Here is a 15,567-nt window from a genome sequence, read left to right as displayed (position 1 = left end):
GCCGGCTGCCTCATTGGCAGTGCATTCGCCATGGGTGCAAATGCTAATAATTATCGACAGGATTCTCGCAATAGAATGTTTCCCGCGTCAATACGAATTATTTACATCTCCATTTGAAGGTCATTGCCTGCGCAGGCTGCCGCAGTCCGCACCCACCCAGCGCGCGCGGCTTTCCATGCTGCTGGGCTGGCCGTTGTAGGTGCCGGTGACCTTGGTGGTGAACTCCCGATCGCTGACGAACTGGGTCTCCCCTTCGCCCTGGGCATCCGGGCAGGTGAAGCGGAAGCGCCAGCGCTGGTCGCTGCGTTCGAGAATCTCGTTGCTGCAGCCGGACTCGGGGTCGTGCAGGGGAATGTCCTGGGCGGCGATCTGCTCGGCGGTCAGGCACATCTGCACGCCGCCGGCGCCGAGCTTGACGCCGCGCTCGGCCATCATGCTTTCCATCATCTGCCGCTGTTCGGGTGGCAGGTTCTGCATCTGCGCCAGCATCTGCTCCATGCCGGGCATGGCCTGACCGCCGACCTGCATGTTGTGCGAGCTGACTTCCCAGACGCCGGGGCGGATATCCAGGGCGCTGGCCGTCAGGGGTGACAGACAGAGAGCGAGCGGAAGGGCGAAACGAAAGGTGGGGCGCATGACAGGTCTCCTGGGCAGGTGGTTAGCCAAGCCTAGCAGGCCGCAGACGAACAAAACCCCCACCGGCCCGCGCCGTATGGGGGTTCTCTTCTTTTCCGCCCGGCACTTGTGGCGCCGGAAGCCTGGTCCGCTCTGGCGAACCTAGCCCGCGTCAGCCGCGGGGGAGCCCAGCTCGCAGCTCCAGAGTTCCAACGCCGGCTGGCTCGCTTGTGGCGGGCCGAGCCAGTCGCTCATCGGGCGACAACGCTGGTCGATACAGAGTTGGTAATCCCCGGCTTCGGGCGTACGCCCGACTCGCAGGGGTTGCAAAGGCGGTAGCCGACGCTGGTAGTGCCAGCTGCCATTGCGCAGTTCGGCGCCGTCGGGGATCTCCATCCCGGCGCCGGAACCCTTGACCCGCGCCTCGCCGAGGACCAGGCCCTCGGCGGTGACGCGGTAATCCTCTTCCCAGCGGATCTTCTCGATGCTGTGATCCCAGGCCAGGGTGAAGGCCGGCACGGGCAGCTCTGCCCATACAGCGCCGGCCAGCCCCAGGCACAGGCCGATCACGCCAGCGCCGCCTGGGCGCGACGGGCGCGCCAGATGTGCTGACCGATGAAGATGGCGCTGAGGGCGAAGCCGATCTCGTCGCTGATCGGCGTGGCCAGGATCAGGCTGGCGCCGGCGGCGAAGCCCAGGGCACGTTCCCACCAGCTCAGCTTGGCCTGCAGGAAGCCGGTGAACACCGCGCCCCAGATGCCGATGGCCAGCAAGGCCTTGAGGCCCACGTAGACGGTCGCCAGCAGGCTGTCGCCCTGCAGCATCAGCGCCGGCGAGTAGACCGCCATATAGGGCACGACGAAGCCGGCCACGGCGATGCGCACCGCCCACAGGCTGATCTTCAGGCCGCGCTCCTTGGCGATCGGCGCCGCGGCGAAGCAGGCCAGCGCCACCGGCGGGGTGAGGTCGGCCATGATGCCGAAGTAGAAGACGAACATGTGCGAGACGATCAGCGGCACGCCCAGCTCCAGCAGCGCGGGCGCGGCGATCGAGCTGGTGATGATGTAGTTGGGGATGGTCGGGATGCCCATGCCCAGCACCAGACAGGTGAGCATGGTCAGCACCAGCGAGAGGAACAGGTTGTCCTGGCCGATGGCGAGGATGTAGCCGGCGAAGGTGGAGGCCACCCCGGTCAGCGACACCACGCCGATGATCACCCCGACCAGGGCGCAGGCGATACCCACCGGCACCGCGTGGCGCGCACCTTCGACCAGCGCGTGCAGGCACAGGGTCAGGGTGTCGCGGCCGCCCTTGACGAACCAGCAGGCCGCCACCAGCAGGCCGATGACGCCGAACACCACGCCGATGCCGAGCTGGAAGAAGCCGGCGCAGAGCACGCCCAGGGCGATCCAGAAGGCGAAGCGCATGGCCTTGGACGACACCCGCAGGATGATCGCCGAGCCGAGGATGACCATGGCGGTCAGGGCCAGGCCGACGGTGCCGGAGAACAGCGGCGTGCGCCCGGAGAACAGCAGGTAGATCAGGATCAGCAGCGGGATCAGCAGGAACCAGCGCTCGCGCACGGCCTTCCACGGGTTCGGGCATTCGTCCTTGGGCAGGCCGCTCAGGTTGGCGCGCTTGGCCTCCAGGTGGACCATCCAGAACACCGAGCCGAAGTACAGCAGCGCCGGGATCAGTGCGGCCTTGGCCACCTCGAAGAACGGCACGTTGATGGTCTCGGCCATGATGAAGGCCACCGCGCCCATGATCGGCGGCATGATCTGGCTGCCCATCGACGAGGTCGCCTCGACGCCGCCGGCGAAGGCCGGGCGATAGCCGAAGCGCTTCATCAGCGGGATGGTGAACTGGCCGGTGGTGACCACGTTGGCCACACCGGAACCGGTGATGGTGCCCATCAGCGCCGAGGACACCACCGACACCTTGGCCGGGCCGCCGACCTTGTGGCCGAACAGACCCATGGCGAAGTCGGTGAACAGCTTGATCATCCCGGCCTGCTCGAGGAAGGCGCCGAACAGGATGAACAGGAAGATGTAGGTGGCCGAGACGTAGGTCGGCGTGCCGTACAGTCCCTCGGTGCCGAACGACAGCTGGTTGACGATCTGGTCGATGCCGTAGCCGCGGTGCATCAGGTCGCCCGGCAGGTACTGGCCGAACAGGCCGTAGACCAGAAACATCGCGCAGATGATCGGCAGGGCGATGCCCATGACCCGCCGCGCGGCTTCGAACACCAGCACGATCAGGGTCAGGCCGATGAGCATGTCGGCCGTGGTCAGGTCGCCCGAGCGCTGGATCAGGTCCGCCTCGAAGTACCACTGGTAGCCCGCCGTGGCCATGCCGGCCAGGCCCAGCAGCCAGGCCAGCGGTTGCCAGGGGCGCTTGGCGCCGAAGGCCGGCACGCTGATGAACACCAGCAGCAGCAGGAAGCCGACGTGCACCGCACGCAGCACCTGGGTCGACACCGGGTGGAAGGCCGCGGTGACGATCTGGAAGATGGAAAACAGCAGCGCGACGGCAAAAAGCGCCTTCGGCCAGTCGGACGGGCTGGCGCCCAGCCCCTGATTCTGCTCACTCATGGAGTGCAAACCTCGTGACTACTTCGATACGGAGACAGAGTCGCCAACAAAACCCACCGCCTGTGAACGCCGGTTTTATTCGCGATTCTGCGTCGGATGGGTCGGCCGCAACGCGGCCAGCCCCATCGCCGGCGGGCTGCCTCGAAACCTTGTCGCGGCGGCGATCCGCAGGGTGTCGCGTGGCCGCCGAGGCCATACGCACCGGTGATCGTTGCAACGCTGCCGAGACAGCCCACCAGGGCCGTGGCGCCGTGCCACGGCCCGCCCTGCATCAGAGCGCGCCGGCTTCCTTGTAGAAGCGCTCGGCACCCGGGTGCAGCGGGATCGGCAGGTTCTGCGTGGCGCTTTCCAGCTTGATGTCCTGGGCCGCGGAGTGGGCGGTGCCGAGACGATCCAGGTTGTCGAACATCAGCTTGGTCATCTGGTAGGCCACCTCGTCGGAGACGCCTTCATGGCTGACCAGGATGTTGGTGATGGCCACGGTGGGCACGTCGCTATCCTGGCCGTCGTAGGTGCCGGCCGGGATGGTGGCGGCCTGGTAGGCGGCGTTGTCGATCTTCGCGGTCACTTCGGCCGGGATGGCGACGAAGCTGATCTTCATGGTCGAGGCCAGGTCACGGATGGCGGCCATGCCCAGCCCGGAGGACTGCAGGGTGGCGTCCAGCTGGCGGTTCTTGATCAGCTCGACCGACTCGGCGTAGGGCAGGAACTCGACCTTGCCCATGTCCTCGTAGCTCAGGCCGGCGGCTTCGAAGATGGCGCGGGCGTTGAGCTCGGTGCCGGACTTCGGCGCGCCGACGGAGATGCGCTTGCCCTTGAGGTCGTCCAGGGTCTTGATGCCGGATTCGGCGTTGGCGACGATCTGGATGTAGTTCGGGTAGGTGCCGGCGATGGCGCGGATCTTCTTCAGCGGCGCCTTGAAGCCGGCGTCTTCCACGCCGTTCCAGGCATCGGCCACCGAGTCGCCGAGGGCGAAGGCCAGTTCGCCGCGACCGGCCTGCAGCAGGTTGAGGTTTTCCACCGACGCCTTGGTCGCCTGCACCGAGGTCTTGGCGCCGTCGATGCCGTTGCTGTACAGCTGCGACAGGGCCACGCCGATCGGGTAGTAGACGCCGCTGGTGCCGCCGGTCAGCACGTTGATGAAGGTCGGTGCGGCGAGCACCGCGGTGCTGGCAGTGATGGCCGCGGCAGCGGCGAACAGGCTGAGTTTCTTGGTCAGTCGCATGGAAGTATCTCCGTCGTTGTTATGGCTTTATGCAGAGTTTCACTCTAGACGACGCCGGTCAGGCGACGTCGGCGGTGCGCGATCAGCGGCGCAGGGTGCAGCGTCGGACAAGGGCCGCGGCGGGCGCGGTCGAGAGGCGGCCCATGCACGGCAGCATGGCGCGGAAGACTGGGCAGTTCATGGGCAGACCTCTTGTCGTTGTTATGGTCGCCGCGGCGGCAAGCTGCCGGGCGACTGAAACAGTCATAGCAGATGCCGTGCCAGGGCCTGAAAGGCCCGCAATAGAGGGGTTTTATCGAGAGACGGGGGCGTCGCTGAGCGGGAATCCGCCTAGCCCTGTGACGCAGTCGGCGAAAATCCGCTTATCGGGTCGCCCGGATGCAGGCCAGCAAAGCCATGGCCCGCCGGCGGGCGATCGGCGTTACCAACATCGCCGGCAGGCGGACTCCCAGAGGGAGTGGCTTATTCCTCGCCGCCGGGCAGATAGTCGCCGCGCGCCAGGCCGTGGCGCTGCATCTTCTCGTTGAGGGTGCGGCGCGGCAGCTGCAGCATCTCCATCACCGCGGCGATATTGCCCTGGCATTGCAGCAGGGCGTTGTGCAGGCATTGCGCCTCGAAGGCCTCCATCTGCTGGGCCAGCGCCTGGCCGGCGAAACGCTCGGCCGGCGGCGGGCTGGACAGGCCGAGGGCATGGCGCTCGGCGGCGTTGATCAGCTCGCGCACGTTGCCCGGCCAGTCGTGGCCGAGCAGCCGCGCCAGCTCGCTGGGCGCCAGCGGTGGCACCTCGCGGCCGTGGCGTTCGGCGGCGGCGCGGGCGAAGTGCTCGAACAGCAGCGGAATGTCCTCGCGGCGCTCGCGCAGCGGCGGAATCTGCAGGGTGGCGACGTTCAGACGGTACAGCAGGTCCTCACGAAAGCGACCGGCCTTCACCTCGCCCTGCAGATCCGGCTTGGCCGCGCTGATCACCCGCAGGTCGACCTGGATGCTCTTGTTCGAGCCGAGGCGTTCCAGGGTCTTCTCCTGCAGCACGCGCAGCAACTTGACCTGCTGCGCCAGCGGCAGACTCTCCACCTCGTCGAGGAACAGGGTGCCGCCGTCGGCGTGCTCGATGCGGCCGATGCGCTTGGCCTGGGCGCCGGTGAAGGCGCCGCTCTCGTGGCCGAACAGCTCGCTCTCGAAGATGGTCTCGGGAATCGCCGCGCAGTTCAGCGCGGCGAAGGCCTTGCCGGCGCGCGGGCTGAAGTCGTGCAGGCAGCGCGCCACGCGCTCCTTGCCGCTGCCGGTCTCGCCGCGGATCAGCACGTTGACCGAGGTACCGGCCAGCTCGAGGATCTGCCGGCGCAGGTTCTCCATCGGCCGCGAGATGCCGATCAGCTGGCTCTCGATACGGCCCTTGTCGGCCACCTGCTGGCGCAGCAGGCGGTTCTCGCAGACCAGGCGGCGCTTGTCGAGGGCGCGGCGCACGCTGTCGAGCAGGCGCTCGGGGGTGAAGGGTTTCTCGATGAAGTCGTAGGCGCCCTGGCGCAGCGCCTGCACCGCCATGGGCACGTCGCCGTGGCCGGTGACCAGGATCACCGGCAGGTCGGCATCCAGCGCCAGCAGCTTGTCGAGCAGCTGCAGGCCATCGCTGCCGGGCATGCGTACATCGCTGACGACTATGCCGGGGTAGTCGCGATCGACCAGGGCCAGGGCCTCGGCCGCGCTGGCGCAGCTGCGCACGGTGAAACCGGACAGCTCCAGCCACTGCTGCACCGCCTCGCGAATCGCCGCCTCGTCGTCGACCACTATCACCTGAGCGCTCATGGCACCTCCTCTCGAAAACGGCGGGCAGTGTAGCCCACAAGATTCAACGCGGTCCGTAGGGTGGATGACGCTGTTTTCATCCACCATGGTTTCCATGGCCTGGTGGATGGGTGAAGCGCCATCCACCCTACGCACTACCAATTCTCCGGATTGCAGCCGGGCTACGGAGCCTGCACGGGCCGTGGGCGGGGCTTTAGCCGCGAAACATCGGCGCTGCTGTCGCGGCTGCGACTGCATGGATGCAGGAGGTAGGGCGAAGCAGGATGCCCGAGCCGAAAGCCCCTGCCACAAGGTTTACGGTGCCGCCGGCAAACGCAGGGTGAACATCGCGCCCAGTTCGCCGTTGTGCGCCTGCAGGCTGCCGCCCAGCTCGCGGACGATGCCGTAGGACACCGCCAGGCCGAGGCCCAGGCCCTGGCCCACCGGCTTGGTGGTGAAGAACGGCTCGAACACCCGGCCCAGGGTTTCCTCGGCGATGCCGCCGCCGCTGTCCTCGACGCTCAGCAGGCAGGCGTCGCCGTCGCGGGCGATACGCACCTCGAGGATGCGCGCCTCGCTGTCGGCCATGGCGTCTAGGGCGTTGTGCAGCAGGTTGAGCAGCACCTGCTCGAGGCGGATGGCGTCGCCGAGCACCTCGGCCTCGTCGTCCACCCGCGTGCGCAGTTCCACCTGCTCGCTGCGCATGCGCGGCGCCAGCAGCTGCAGCGCCTGTTCCAGCACGTCGCCCAGGCACAGGCGCTCGCTGAGGCCGGCCGGGGTCTTGCGGGCGAAGGTCTTCAGGTGGCCGGTGAGCGCGGCCATGCGCTGCAGCAGGCCGTCGATGCGCTGCAGGCCCTCGCGCACCGCCTCCGGTCGGCCGCTGTCGAGCAGCAAACGCAGGCTGCCGAGCTGCATCTGCAGGGCGGTCAGCGGCTGGTTGATCTCGTGCGCCAGGGCCGCCGACATCTGCCCCAGGGCGGCCATCTTGGCGGCGTGCACCAGGCCGTCCTGGGCCTGGCGCAGCTCGGCGGTGCGCAGCTCCACCTCGCGCTCCAGGCGCTCGCGGATGCCGGCCTGCAGGCGCTGGTTCTTGCGCCGCTGGGCGAGGAACAGCAGCAGGAAGGCCAAGGTCATCCACACCCCGGCGGCGGCCAGGCGGTAGCTGCGCACGCTGTCGGCCAGGCCGGACGGCTCGCCGAGCAGGTGCAGGGTCCAGCCCTCCTCGGGCATGGCCAGGCGCTGCCAGAGGTAGTCGCGGCTGCCGTCCGGGCCGTCCACCCGCACCCACTGGGCATCCTCGTCGATGCGCCGGTGGACCTCCTGAGCCAGCGGCTGCAGCGCCTGTTCGGCGTACTTGCGCACCTCCACCAGCTCGGCCCGCGCCTGCTCGTCGAGCGCCTGCAGGGCGCGGAAGCGCCAGGCCGGCTTGTTGCTGAGGATCACCACCTGGTAGCTGTCGGCCACCAGCAGCACGCCGGGCTGGCCGACCCATTCGCGCTGCAGCTCTTCCAGCTCCAGCTTGACCACCAGCACGCCGAGCAGGCTGCCGTCGTCGTCGCGCACCACATGGGAGAGGAAGTAGCCGGGGATGCCGGTGGTCACGCCGACCGCGAAGTAGCGCGCGCCCTCGTCGCGCAGGGCGTCCTGGAAGTAGGGGCGGAAGGCGTAGTTGTTGCCGACGAAGCTGCTCCAGTCGCGCCAGTTGCTCGCCACCAGGGTCTCGCCGCGGGCATCGAGCAGGTACAGCACGGTGGAACCGGCGGCGGCGTTGAGCCGTTCCAGGCGCTGGTTGAGGGCATGGCGCAGCTGGCGATCCTGCGGCGCGCGCAGCAGGCTCTTGATGTCGCTGTCCAACGCCAGCACCTCGGGCACCGAGCTGAAGCGCTCGACCAGGGTGCGGATCGACTGGGCGTAGAGCTGCAGCTGGCCGCGCGCCTCGACGCTGCGCTCGGCCCAGGCGCGCTGCTCGGCATGGCGCCCGCCCAGCCAGACGCTGAGCAGCAGACCGGCGAGAATGGCCAGAACGGTGAAGGCGACGCGGTAGCGGTGCTGCTGCGGCATGGGCGGCTCGGAGGGCGGAGTCGAGCCGCATCTTACTCCAGCAGCTGCTCAGCGATAGAGGTCGGCACGGGTCCAGGGCAGGTCGTGACTGCCGTCCTCGCGCGGCTTCACCGCGAGAATCTGGTGCAGGTTCATCCAGCCATGCTGGAAGCCGTAGGCGCAGCCGGCCAGGTACAGCCGCCAGATGCGCAGGGCCTTTTCCGGCACCAGCGCCGCCGCCTGCTGCAGACGCTGCTCCAGGCCCTGGCTCCACAGCTGCAGGGTGCGCGCGTAGTGCAGGCGCAGGCTCTCGACGTCGACGATTTCCAGGCCGGCCTCGCTGATCGCGGTGCCTATGGTGACCAGGTGCGGCAGCTCGCCCTGGGGAAACACGTAGCGGTCGATGAACTCGCCGGCGCCGCGCCCCACCGGGCGGCCGTCGGTGAAGCGCGAGGTGATGCCGTGGTTCAGCACCAGGCCGCCGGTCTTCACCGCAGCGAACAGGCGCTGGCAGTACAGCGCCAGGTTGGCGTGGCCGACATGCTCGAACATGCCGACGCTGACCACCTTGTCGAAGCGGCCGTCCTGCGGCAGGTCGCGGTAGTCCAGCAGCTGCAGCTCGACCCTGTCGCCCAGACCCTCCTCGGCCACGCGCTGGCGGCCCAGCTCCAGCTGCGCCTGGCTGAGGGTGATGCCGAACACCTCGGCGCCGAACTCGCGCGCGGCAAAGCGGGCCAGGCCACCCCAGCCGCAGCCGACGTCGAGCAGCTTGTCACCGGCCTGCAGGCGCAGCTTGCGGCACAGATGGCGCAGCTTGGCCTGCTGGGCCTGGTCGAGGTCTTCCTCGCCGGTCTCGAAATAGGCGCAGGAATAGACCATGTCGCGGTCCAGCCACAGGCGGTAGAAGTCGTTGGACAGGTCGTAGTGGTAGCTGATGGCCTCGGCGTCGCTGCGCTTGTCGTGGGCGGTGCGCAGCTCCACCGGCGCGGCGGCGTCGCCGAGCAGCGCGCTGCTCAGCGCATCGCCCACGGCGATGGCCTGATCGATCGGCCCTTCCAGGTCGAGCTTGCCCTCGACGTAGGCGCCGCCGAGGGCGTCCAGGCTGGGGCTGGCCAGCTGTCTGACCAGGCTCGGATCCTTGACCACCAGGGTCACCTTGGGCCGCGGCCCCAGGTCGATCTGCTTGCCGTCCCACAGCTTCAGACGCAGCGGCAGCTGGAGTTCGCGGAGTACGGATGGCAGTTGCGCGAGCATGCGAAACCCTCCTGCGGATGCACGTGAAGACACATCCAGCCTAGTCCAGATGATCCCTCTGTCAGGCCAAGGGTTCAATTGCCCGCGCAACACGCCGTGCCGTGGGCCCGAGGGTCAGCCCCGGTCGATGCGCAGTTCGGGCAGCGCCCGGCCCGCTACCAGGCGCTCGTCGACCAGGCGGATCACCGCCGCCTCGTCCTTGATGCCGTACCACTCGCCCTGTGGATAAAGGCTCGCGGTCGGCCCCAGGTCGCAGGGGAACTGGCACTGGCTGCGGGTGATATGCACACCGCCGTCGCACTCCAGCCGGCCGGCGGCCTTGAGCCGCTGGCGCAGGCTTTTCCACAGGCCGAGGGCGCCCTTGCGGGTGCAGCGCGGGCCGTTGCACAACAGCAGGCGCTGCGCGTGCGGCGGGATCTGCGACCAGGCGTGCTGCGCCGGCAGCAGCGGCACCTCGCTGCAGGGGAGATGCGCCGCACGGCGCTCCAGCAGCGCGCCCAGGCCGTCGAGCCAGGCGTCTTCCAGCGCCGTGCAGAGCACGAACACCTGGGCCCCGTCGCCGCGCTCGGCGATACGCTGGCGCAGCCAGTCGCGGTGCGCGGCATCGGCGCGCGGCTCCAGATCCACCACCAGCAACGGTCGCGGCGCCTGGTCGATGGCCTGCCAGCAGCCGTCCTGTTCGCTGTCATACAGGTGCGCCTCACCGAGCAGCGCTTCGATGCGCTGCTGCAGACGCTCGGCCGATGCGCCACGCCCCAGGCCGGGGCCGATAAACAGGATGCGCGCGTAGGGGGCTTGGTTCATCGGGGTCTCCAAAACGGGCCGGCAGTCTAGCAGCGTGCCGAGCACTGAAGGCAATCCGTAGGGTGGACGTCGCTTTTTACGTCCACCACAACGGTGGATCGATGAAGCGTGATCCACCCTAAGCCAACGCACCCGCTCTTGGGCCACAACGCAAATCCGTGGGAGGGTCTTTAGCCGTGACGGCAGCAGTCCAGTCGCCGCTGAAGCGCCTCCCACAGGGCTTCCAGCTCGGCGAATTCCCGCGTCACCGCCGGCAACGCGGGGCGACGCAACAGCAGCACCGGCAGCCCCAGCTCACGGGCGACCTGCAGCTTCGGCTCGGTAGAAGCACTGCCGCTGTTCTTGCTTACCAGCACATCGCAGCGGATGCGGGCGAACAGCGCGCGTTCCGCGTCCAGCGAGAACGGCCCGCGCGCACCGATGATCTCGGCGCGCGGCGTCGCCGGTTCGGCCTGCAGGCAGCGCACCGTCCAGTGCTGGTGGGCGGGAATCTCGTGCAGATGGGCCAGCGGTTCGCGCCCGGAGGTGAAGAACGGCCGCTGGAACGGCGCCAGCGCGCGGGTCAGCTCATCCCAGTCGTCCACCTCGCGCCAGTCGTCGCCCGGACCCGACTGCCAGCCAGGGCGACGCAGCGCCCAGCATGGCACGCCGGCGATCGCGGCGGCGCGGGCGGCGTTATAGCTGATCTGCGCGGCATAGGGGTGGGTCAGATCCAGCAGCAGCTCGATGCCTTCGCTCAGAATAAAGGCAGCCAGGCCTTCGACCCCGCCAAAGCCGCCGACGCGCACGCGGCAGGCCAGGTCGTCCGGCACGCGGCCGAGGCCGGCCAGGCTGTAGATGGTTTCCGGCCCCAGGCGACGGGCCAGGCGCAGGGCCTCGGTGGTGCCGCCGAGCAGCAGGAGTCGCGCGCTCACGCCTTGCGCACCGCCAGCAGGGTGATCGGCAGCGCCGCGCGCCAGGTGTCGAAGCCGCCCAGCGGCTGCGCCTGGGCCACAGTGAGCCGCAGCAGCTCGCCACCCTGCTGCTCGCGGAAGGCGACCAGCGCCGCCTCGCTCTGCAGGGTCACGGCATTGGCCAGCAGGCGCCCACCCGGCTTGAGTGCTGCCCAGCAGGCGTCCAGCACGCCAGGCACCGTGACGCCGCCACCGATAAAGATCGCATCCGGTGCCGGCAGCCCGGCCAGCGCCTCGGGCGCGTGCCCGGCGACCAGTTGCAGCCCAGGCACGCCGAGGGCATCGCGGTTGTGGCGGATATGTTCCTGACGCCCTTCGTTGGCCTCGACGGCGATGGCGCGGCAAGCCGGGTGCGCGCGCATCCACTCGATGCCGATGGAGCCACAGCCGGCGCCGACGTCCCACAGCAGCTCACCGGGCAGCGGCGCCAGGCGCGCCAGGGTCACCGCGCGCACGTCACGCTTGGTCAGCTGGCCGTCGTGGCGGTAGGCCTCGTCCGGCAGACCGCAGGTCGGCGGCAGCAGTTGCGCACCGGCGTCGGCCAGGCATTCCACCGCCAGCAGGTTGAGGTCGGCGCCCCGCGGCAGGTTCCAGCTCGCGGCCAGGCCATCGATACGGCGCTCCTCCGGCCCGCCCAGATGCTCCAGCAGGGTCAGGCGACTGGCACCGAAACCACGGGTGCGCAACGCTGCGGCGACCTGTGCGGGCGTGTCGCCATCGGCGCTCAATACCAGCAGGCGCAGGCCGGGAAACAGCCGGGCGTTGAGCGTGGCCAGCGGCCGCCCGACCAGCGACAGCACCTCCACCTCCTGCAGCGGCCAGCCCAGACGTGCCGCCGCCAGCGACACCGAGGACGGCGCCGGCAGCACTAGCAGCTCGTCGGCCGCCACCTGGCGCGCCAGGCTGGCGCCGACGCCATAGAACATCGGGTCGCCGCTGGCCAGCACACACAGCGCCTCGCCACGCCGCGCCAGCAGCGGTTGCAGGTCAAAGGGGCTGGGCCAGGTTTCCCGCTCGCCACCGATGCACGGCGGCAGCAAGGCCAACTGGCGCGGCGCGCCGACGATGCGCGTAGCCGCCAGCAGCGCGCGGCGCGCGGCCTTGCCCAGGCCGGGGTAGCCGTCTTCGCCGATGCCGACCAGGGTCAACCAGGGTTTCATCCAATGTCCTCGCGCAAGCCCGACGGAGCGCCTGTCCGCGCTCCGGGCAAAGCGGGCATAATAGCGCCTTCGTCGGTGCCCTTGAGTCGATACGACTCCGCAACGGGCCTAAGAGGGAACACGGTAAAACCGTGGCTGCCCCCGCAACTGTAAGCAGCGAGTCCAATGCAATCGGCCACTGGGTAACCGGGAAGGCGCGGCGGACGAAGACCTGTCAGCCAGGAGACCTGCCGACGAACGCTGGTCGCGAGTGCCAACATCGGGCGGGGTGTACCGATGCCATGGAGTCCCCCTGTGGGCGGATTTCGCTGGTTCGGTCGCCGCGTCGTTAGCCACAGGTGACCCTTTGCTCGCGCCCGTTCGCCCTTCCGCCTGCCCCGGCCTGCTGCGCATCGTCCCCGCGCTGGACGGTGGCATCTGCCGCATCAAGCTGCCCGGCGGCGTGCTGTGCAGCGCCCAGGCGCGGGCCATTGCCGAGGCCGCGCGGCATGGCGCCAGCGGTGTGCTGGAGCTGACCAATCGCAGCAACCTGCAGATCCGCGGCGTGCTGCCCGGCCAGGAAAGCGCGCTGATCGACGCCCTGCTGAGCGCCGGCCTCGGCCCGCGCGTGGCCGCCGCCGACGATGTGCGCAACCTGCTGCTCAGCCCCGCTGCCGGCCTCGATCCGCAGGCGCGGATGGACGTGCGTCCGCTGGCGGCCCAGCTGCTCGACCTGCTGCAGGACAGCCCGGCGCTGCACGCGCTGTCGGCCAAGTTCGCCCTGCAACTGGACGGCGGCGAAGCCCTGGCCATGCGCGAACACCCCCACGACCTGTGGCTGGCCGCCGACGACGAGCACCACCTGCTGCTGGGCCTGGCCGGCTGCCCCATGGACACGCCGCTGGCGCGCATCGAGGCGAGCCAGGCGCTCGAACTGGTGCGCCAGCTGCTGCTGCTGTTCCTCGAGCTGGCCACGCCCGAGCAGTCGCGCATGCGCCAGTTACTGGCACAGATTCCGGCCAACGAACTGCTGCAGCGCCTGCAGGCACGCCTGGATTTTGCCCTGCAGCCGGCACCGGCCACCTGGCAGCCTGCCGCCGCCGTCGAGCGCGCGCCGGCTGGGATTTATCCACAGGCGCAGGCCGGCCTGTGCATGGTGGCCGCCGGCGCCCAGCTGGGCCGGCTGCACGCCGAACAACTGACCACGCTGGCCGAGCTGAGCGAGCGCTATGGCGACGGCGAGCTGCGCCTGACACCCTGGCAGGGTCTGCTGCTGGGCAACGTCCCCGAAGCCCGCGCCCGCGAGCTGCTGGCAGCGCTGGATCAGCTGGGCCTGCTGACCCAGGCCGACGAGCCGCTGCTCGGCCTGGTCGCCTGCACCGGTTCGGCCGCCTGCGCGCGCGGCCTGGCCGACAGCAAGCGCCACGCCCTGCACCTCGCCGAGCTGCTGCGCGCAAGCCACGCCCGCCCGCAAATACACCTCAGCGCCTGCCCGCGCAGCTGCGCCAGCGCGCGGGTGCAGCCCTACACATTGCTGGCCAGCACGCCAGACCACTACCAGCTCTACCAACGCACGCCCGAGACGCCCGGTTTCGGCCGTCTGCTGGCGCCGGCGATGACCATCGACGAGGCCGGCGCCTGGTTCGCCCGCCAGCACCCCGCAGGAACCCCCGATGCTTGATTACATCCGCGACGGCCAGGAAATCTACCGTCGCTCCTTCGCCACCATCCGCGCCGAGGCCAACCTCGACGGCATCCCCGCCGACCTGGAGAAACTCGCCGTACGGGTGATCCACGCCTGCGGCATGGTCGACGTCGCCTCCGATCTGCGCTTCTCCCCCGGTGCCGGCACCGCTGGCCGCGCCGCGCTGCTGGCCGCCGCGCCGATTCTCTGCGATGCGCGCATGGTCGCCGAGGGCATCACTCGCCCGCGCCTGCCGGCGAACAACCAAGTGATCTGCACCCTGCACGACGCCGGCGTGCCGGAGCTGGCCCGCGAGCTGGGCAACACCCGCTCGGCGGTAGCCCTGGAGCGCTGGCGCGAGCACCTGGAGGGCAGCGTGGTGGTGATCGGCAATGCCCCCACCGCGCTGTTCTACCTGCTGGAAATGCTCGATGCCGGCGCGCCGAAGCCGGCGCTGATCATCGGCATGCCGGTAGGCTTTATCGGCGCGGCGGAATCCAAGGACGCCCTGGCCGCAGACAGCCGCGGCGTGCCCTACGTGATCGTGCGTGGCCGGCGTGGCGGCAGCGCCATGGCGGTGGCCGCGGTCAACGCCCTGGCCTCGGAGGTGGAATGATGGCCGGTCGTCTGCTCGGTCTCGGCGTCGGCCCCGGCGACCCCGAGCTGCTCACCCTCAAGGCCCTGCGCCTGCTCCAGTCGGCGCCGGTGGTGGCCTACTTCGTGGCCAAGGCCAAGCACAACGCCGGTCACGGCGGCAATGCCTTCGGCATCATCGAGGCCCATCTCACCGAGACGCAGCAGCGCCTGCCGCTGGTCTACCCGGTGACCACCGAGAAGCTCGCCCCGCCGCTGTCCTACGAGGATGTGATCGCCGACTTCTACGACACCTGCGCCGCGCAGATCGCCCGGCTGCTAGACGCCGGCCAGGACGTGGCGGTGATCTGCGAGGGCGACCCGTTCTTCTACGGCTCCTACATGTACCTGCACGACCGTCTGGCCGACCGCTACGAGGTGGAGGTGGTGCCCGGCGTGTGCTCCATGCTCGGCTGCGCCTCGGTGCTCGGCACGCCGCTGGTGTACCGCAACCAGAGCTTGAGCGTGCTGTCCGGCGTGCTGGCGGAAGACGAGCTGGAACAGCGCCTGCGCGACGCCGAGGCCGCCGTGGTGATGAAGCTCGGGCGCAACTTCGACAAGGTGCGCCGCGTGCTGCGCAAGCTGAGTTTGGATGGCCGCGCCCATTACGTCGAACGGGCGACCATGGCCGAACAGAAGATAGTCGCGCTGGACGAGGTGGAGCCGATGGATTCGCCCTATTTCTCCATGATTCTGGTGCCCGGGCAGAAATGGCGCGGCTGAATCCGTAGGGTGGATGACGCTTCACCCATCCACTGCGCGCAAGGGTGGATGAAAAAAGCGTCATCCACCCTACACGCTACGGCGCATTTGCGTAGCCCGGATGCAATCCGGAAAACCCATT

13 protein-coding genes and 1 riboswitch are annotated in these 15,567 nt (G+C 69.2%); of the genes, 3 read left to right on the top strand and 10 right to left on the bottom strand.

Annotation, left to right across the window (positions count from 1 at the left end):
- Positions 1 to 120 precede the first annotated feature (120 nt).
- The 10 genes from ACW9UL_RS00250 to cbiE all read right to left on the bottom strand — a co-directional run bounded on the left by ACW9UL_RS00250 (position 121) and on the right by cbiE (position 12,427).
- Positions 121 to 636, bottom strand: a complete 516-nt coding sequence (locus ACW9UL_RS00250) for a DUF3617 domain-containing protein (protein WP_457788463.1) — start codon at positions 634 to 636, stop codon at positions 121 to 123.
- Between the two features lie 141 nt (positions 637 to 777).
- Positions 778 to 1,185, bottom strand: a complete 408-nt coding sequence (locus tag ACW9UL_RS00245; RefSeq protein ID WP_021442331.1) for a DUF1850 domain-containing protein — start codon at positions 1,183 to 1,185, stop codon at positions 778 to 780.
- Complete coding sequence (locus tag ACW9UL_RS00240) at positions 1,182 to 3,209, bottom strand: TRAP transporter permease (RefSeq protein ID WP_457788462.1); 2,028 nt, start codon at positions 3,207 to 3,209, stop codon at positions 1,182 to 1,184. The genes ACW9UL_RS00245 and ACW9UL_RS00240 overlap by 4 nt, the downstream gene beginning before the upstream one ends.
- 271 nt (positions 3,210 to 3,480) lie before the next feature.
- A complete protein-coding gene (locus ACW9UL_RS00235) occupies positions 3,481 to 4,434 on the bottom strand; it encodes a TAXI family TRAP transporter solute-binding subunit (protein WP_021442333.1) in 954 nt (317 codons plus the stop codon).
- Positions 4,435 to 4,896: 462 nt separating this feature from the next.
- Entirely contained in the window at positions 4,897 to 6,237 is a 1,341-nt protein-coding gene (mifR, locus tag ACW9UL_RS00230) for a two-component system response regulator MifR (protein ID WP_397498150.1), read from the bottom strand.
- Positions 6,238 to 6,531: 294 nt separating this feature from the next.
- Entirely contained in the window at positions 6,532 to 8,277 is a 1,746-nt protein-coding gene (gene mifS / locus ACW9UL_RS00225; RefSeq protein WP_457788461.1) for a two-component system sensor histidine kinase MifS, read from the bottom strand.
- Positions 8,278 to 8,325: 48 nt separating this feature from the next.
- Positions 8,326 to 9,510, bottom strand: a complete 1,185-nt coding sequence (cfaB, locus tag ACW9UL_RS00220; protein ID WP_457788460.1) for a C17 cyclopropane fatty acid synthase CfaB — start codon at positions 9,508 to 9,510, stop codon at positions 8,326 to 8,328.
- A 114-nt stretch (positions 9,511 to 9,624) separates the two neighbouring features.
- Positions 9,625 to 10,314 carry a (2Fe-2S) ferredoxin domain-containing protein gene (locus ACW9UL_RS00215; RefSeq protein WP_457788459.1) on the bottom strand — a complete coding sequence of 230 codons (690 nt, stop codon included), beginning with the start codon at positions 10,312 to 10,314 and terminating at the stop codon, positions 9,625 to 9,627.
- A 170-nt stretch (positions 10,315 to 10,484) separates the two neighbouring features.
- A complete protein-coding gene (locus ACW9UL_RS00210) occupies positions 10,485 to 11,228 on the bottom strand; it encodes a cobalt-precorrin-6A reductase (protein ID WP_457788458.1) in 744 nt (247 codons plus the stop codon).
- Positions 11,225 to 12,427 (bottom strand): precorrin-6y C5,15-methyltransferase (decarboxylating) subunit CbiE, encoded by a 1,203-nt coding sequence (cbiE, locus tag ACW9UL_RS00205; protein ID WP_457788457.1) that lies wholly within the window; start codon positions 12,425 to 12,427, stop codon positions 11,225 to 11,227. Before cbiE ends, ACW9UL_RS00210 begins: the two co-directional genes overlap by 4 nt.
- 56 nt (positions 12,428 to 12,483) lie before the next feature.
- Positions 12,484 to 12,676, top strand: a riboswitch (cobalamin riboswitch).
- A 97-nt stretch (positions 12,677 to 12,773) separates the two neighbouring features.
- Here cbiE and cobG point away from each other — a divergent pair.
- The 3 genes from cobG to ACW9UL_RS00190 are packed head-to-tail and all read left to right on the top strand — an operon-like array spanning position 12,774 to position 15,446.
- Positions 12,774 to 14,087 carry a precorrin-3B synthase gene (gene cobG / locus ACW9UL_RS00200; RefSeq protein ID WP_457788456.1) on the top strand — a complete coding sequence of 438 codons (1,314 nt, stop codon included), beginning with the start codon at positions 12,774 to 12,776 and terminating at the stop codon, positions 14,085 to 14,087.
- Positions 14,080 to 14,706 (top strand): precorrin-8X methylmutase, encoded by a 627-nt coding sequence (locus ACW9UL_RS00195; protein WP_457788455.1) that lies wholly within the window; start codon positions 14,080 to 14,082, stop codon positions 14,704 to 14,706. Before cobG ends, ACW9UL_RS00195 begins: the two co-directional genes overlap by 8 nt.
- The gene (locus ACW9UL_RS00190; RefSeq protein WP_457788454.1) at positions 14,703 to 15,446 is read left to right on the top strand and encodes a precorrin-2 C(20)-methyltransferase; all 744 of its coding nucleotides are present in this window, start codon (positions 14,703 to 14,705) and stop codon (positions 15,444 to 15,446) included. The genes ACW9UL_RS00195 and ACW9UL_RS00190 overlap by 4 nt, the downstream gene beginning before the upstream one ends.
- The last annotated feature ends 121 nt before the right edge of the window (positions 15,447 to 15,567 follow it).

Source organism: Pseudomonas sp. PL-6, from assembly GCF_054110165.1.
The sequence above is the reverse complement of the archived record's forward strand: the minus strand, read 5'-3'. Positions and strand labels throughout refer to the sequence as shown.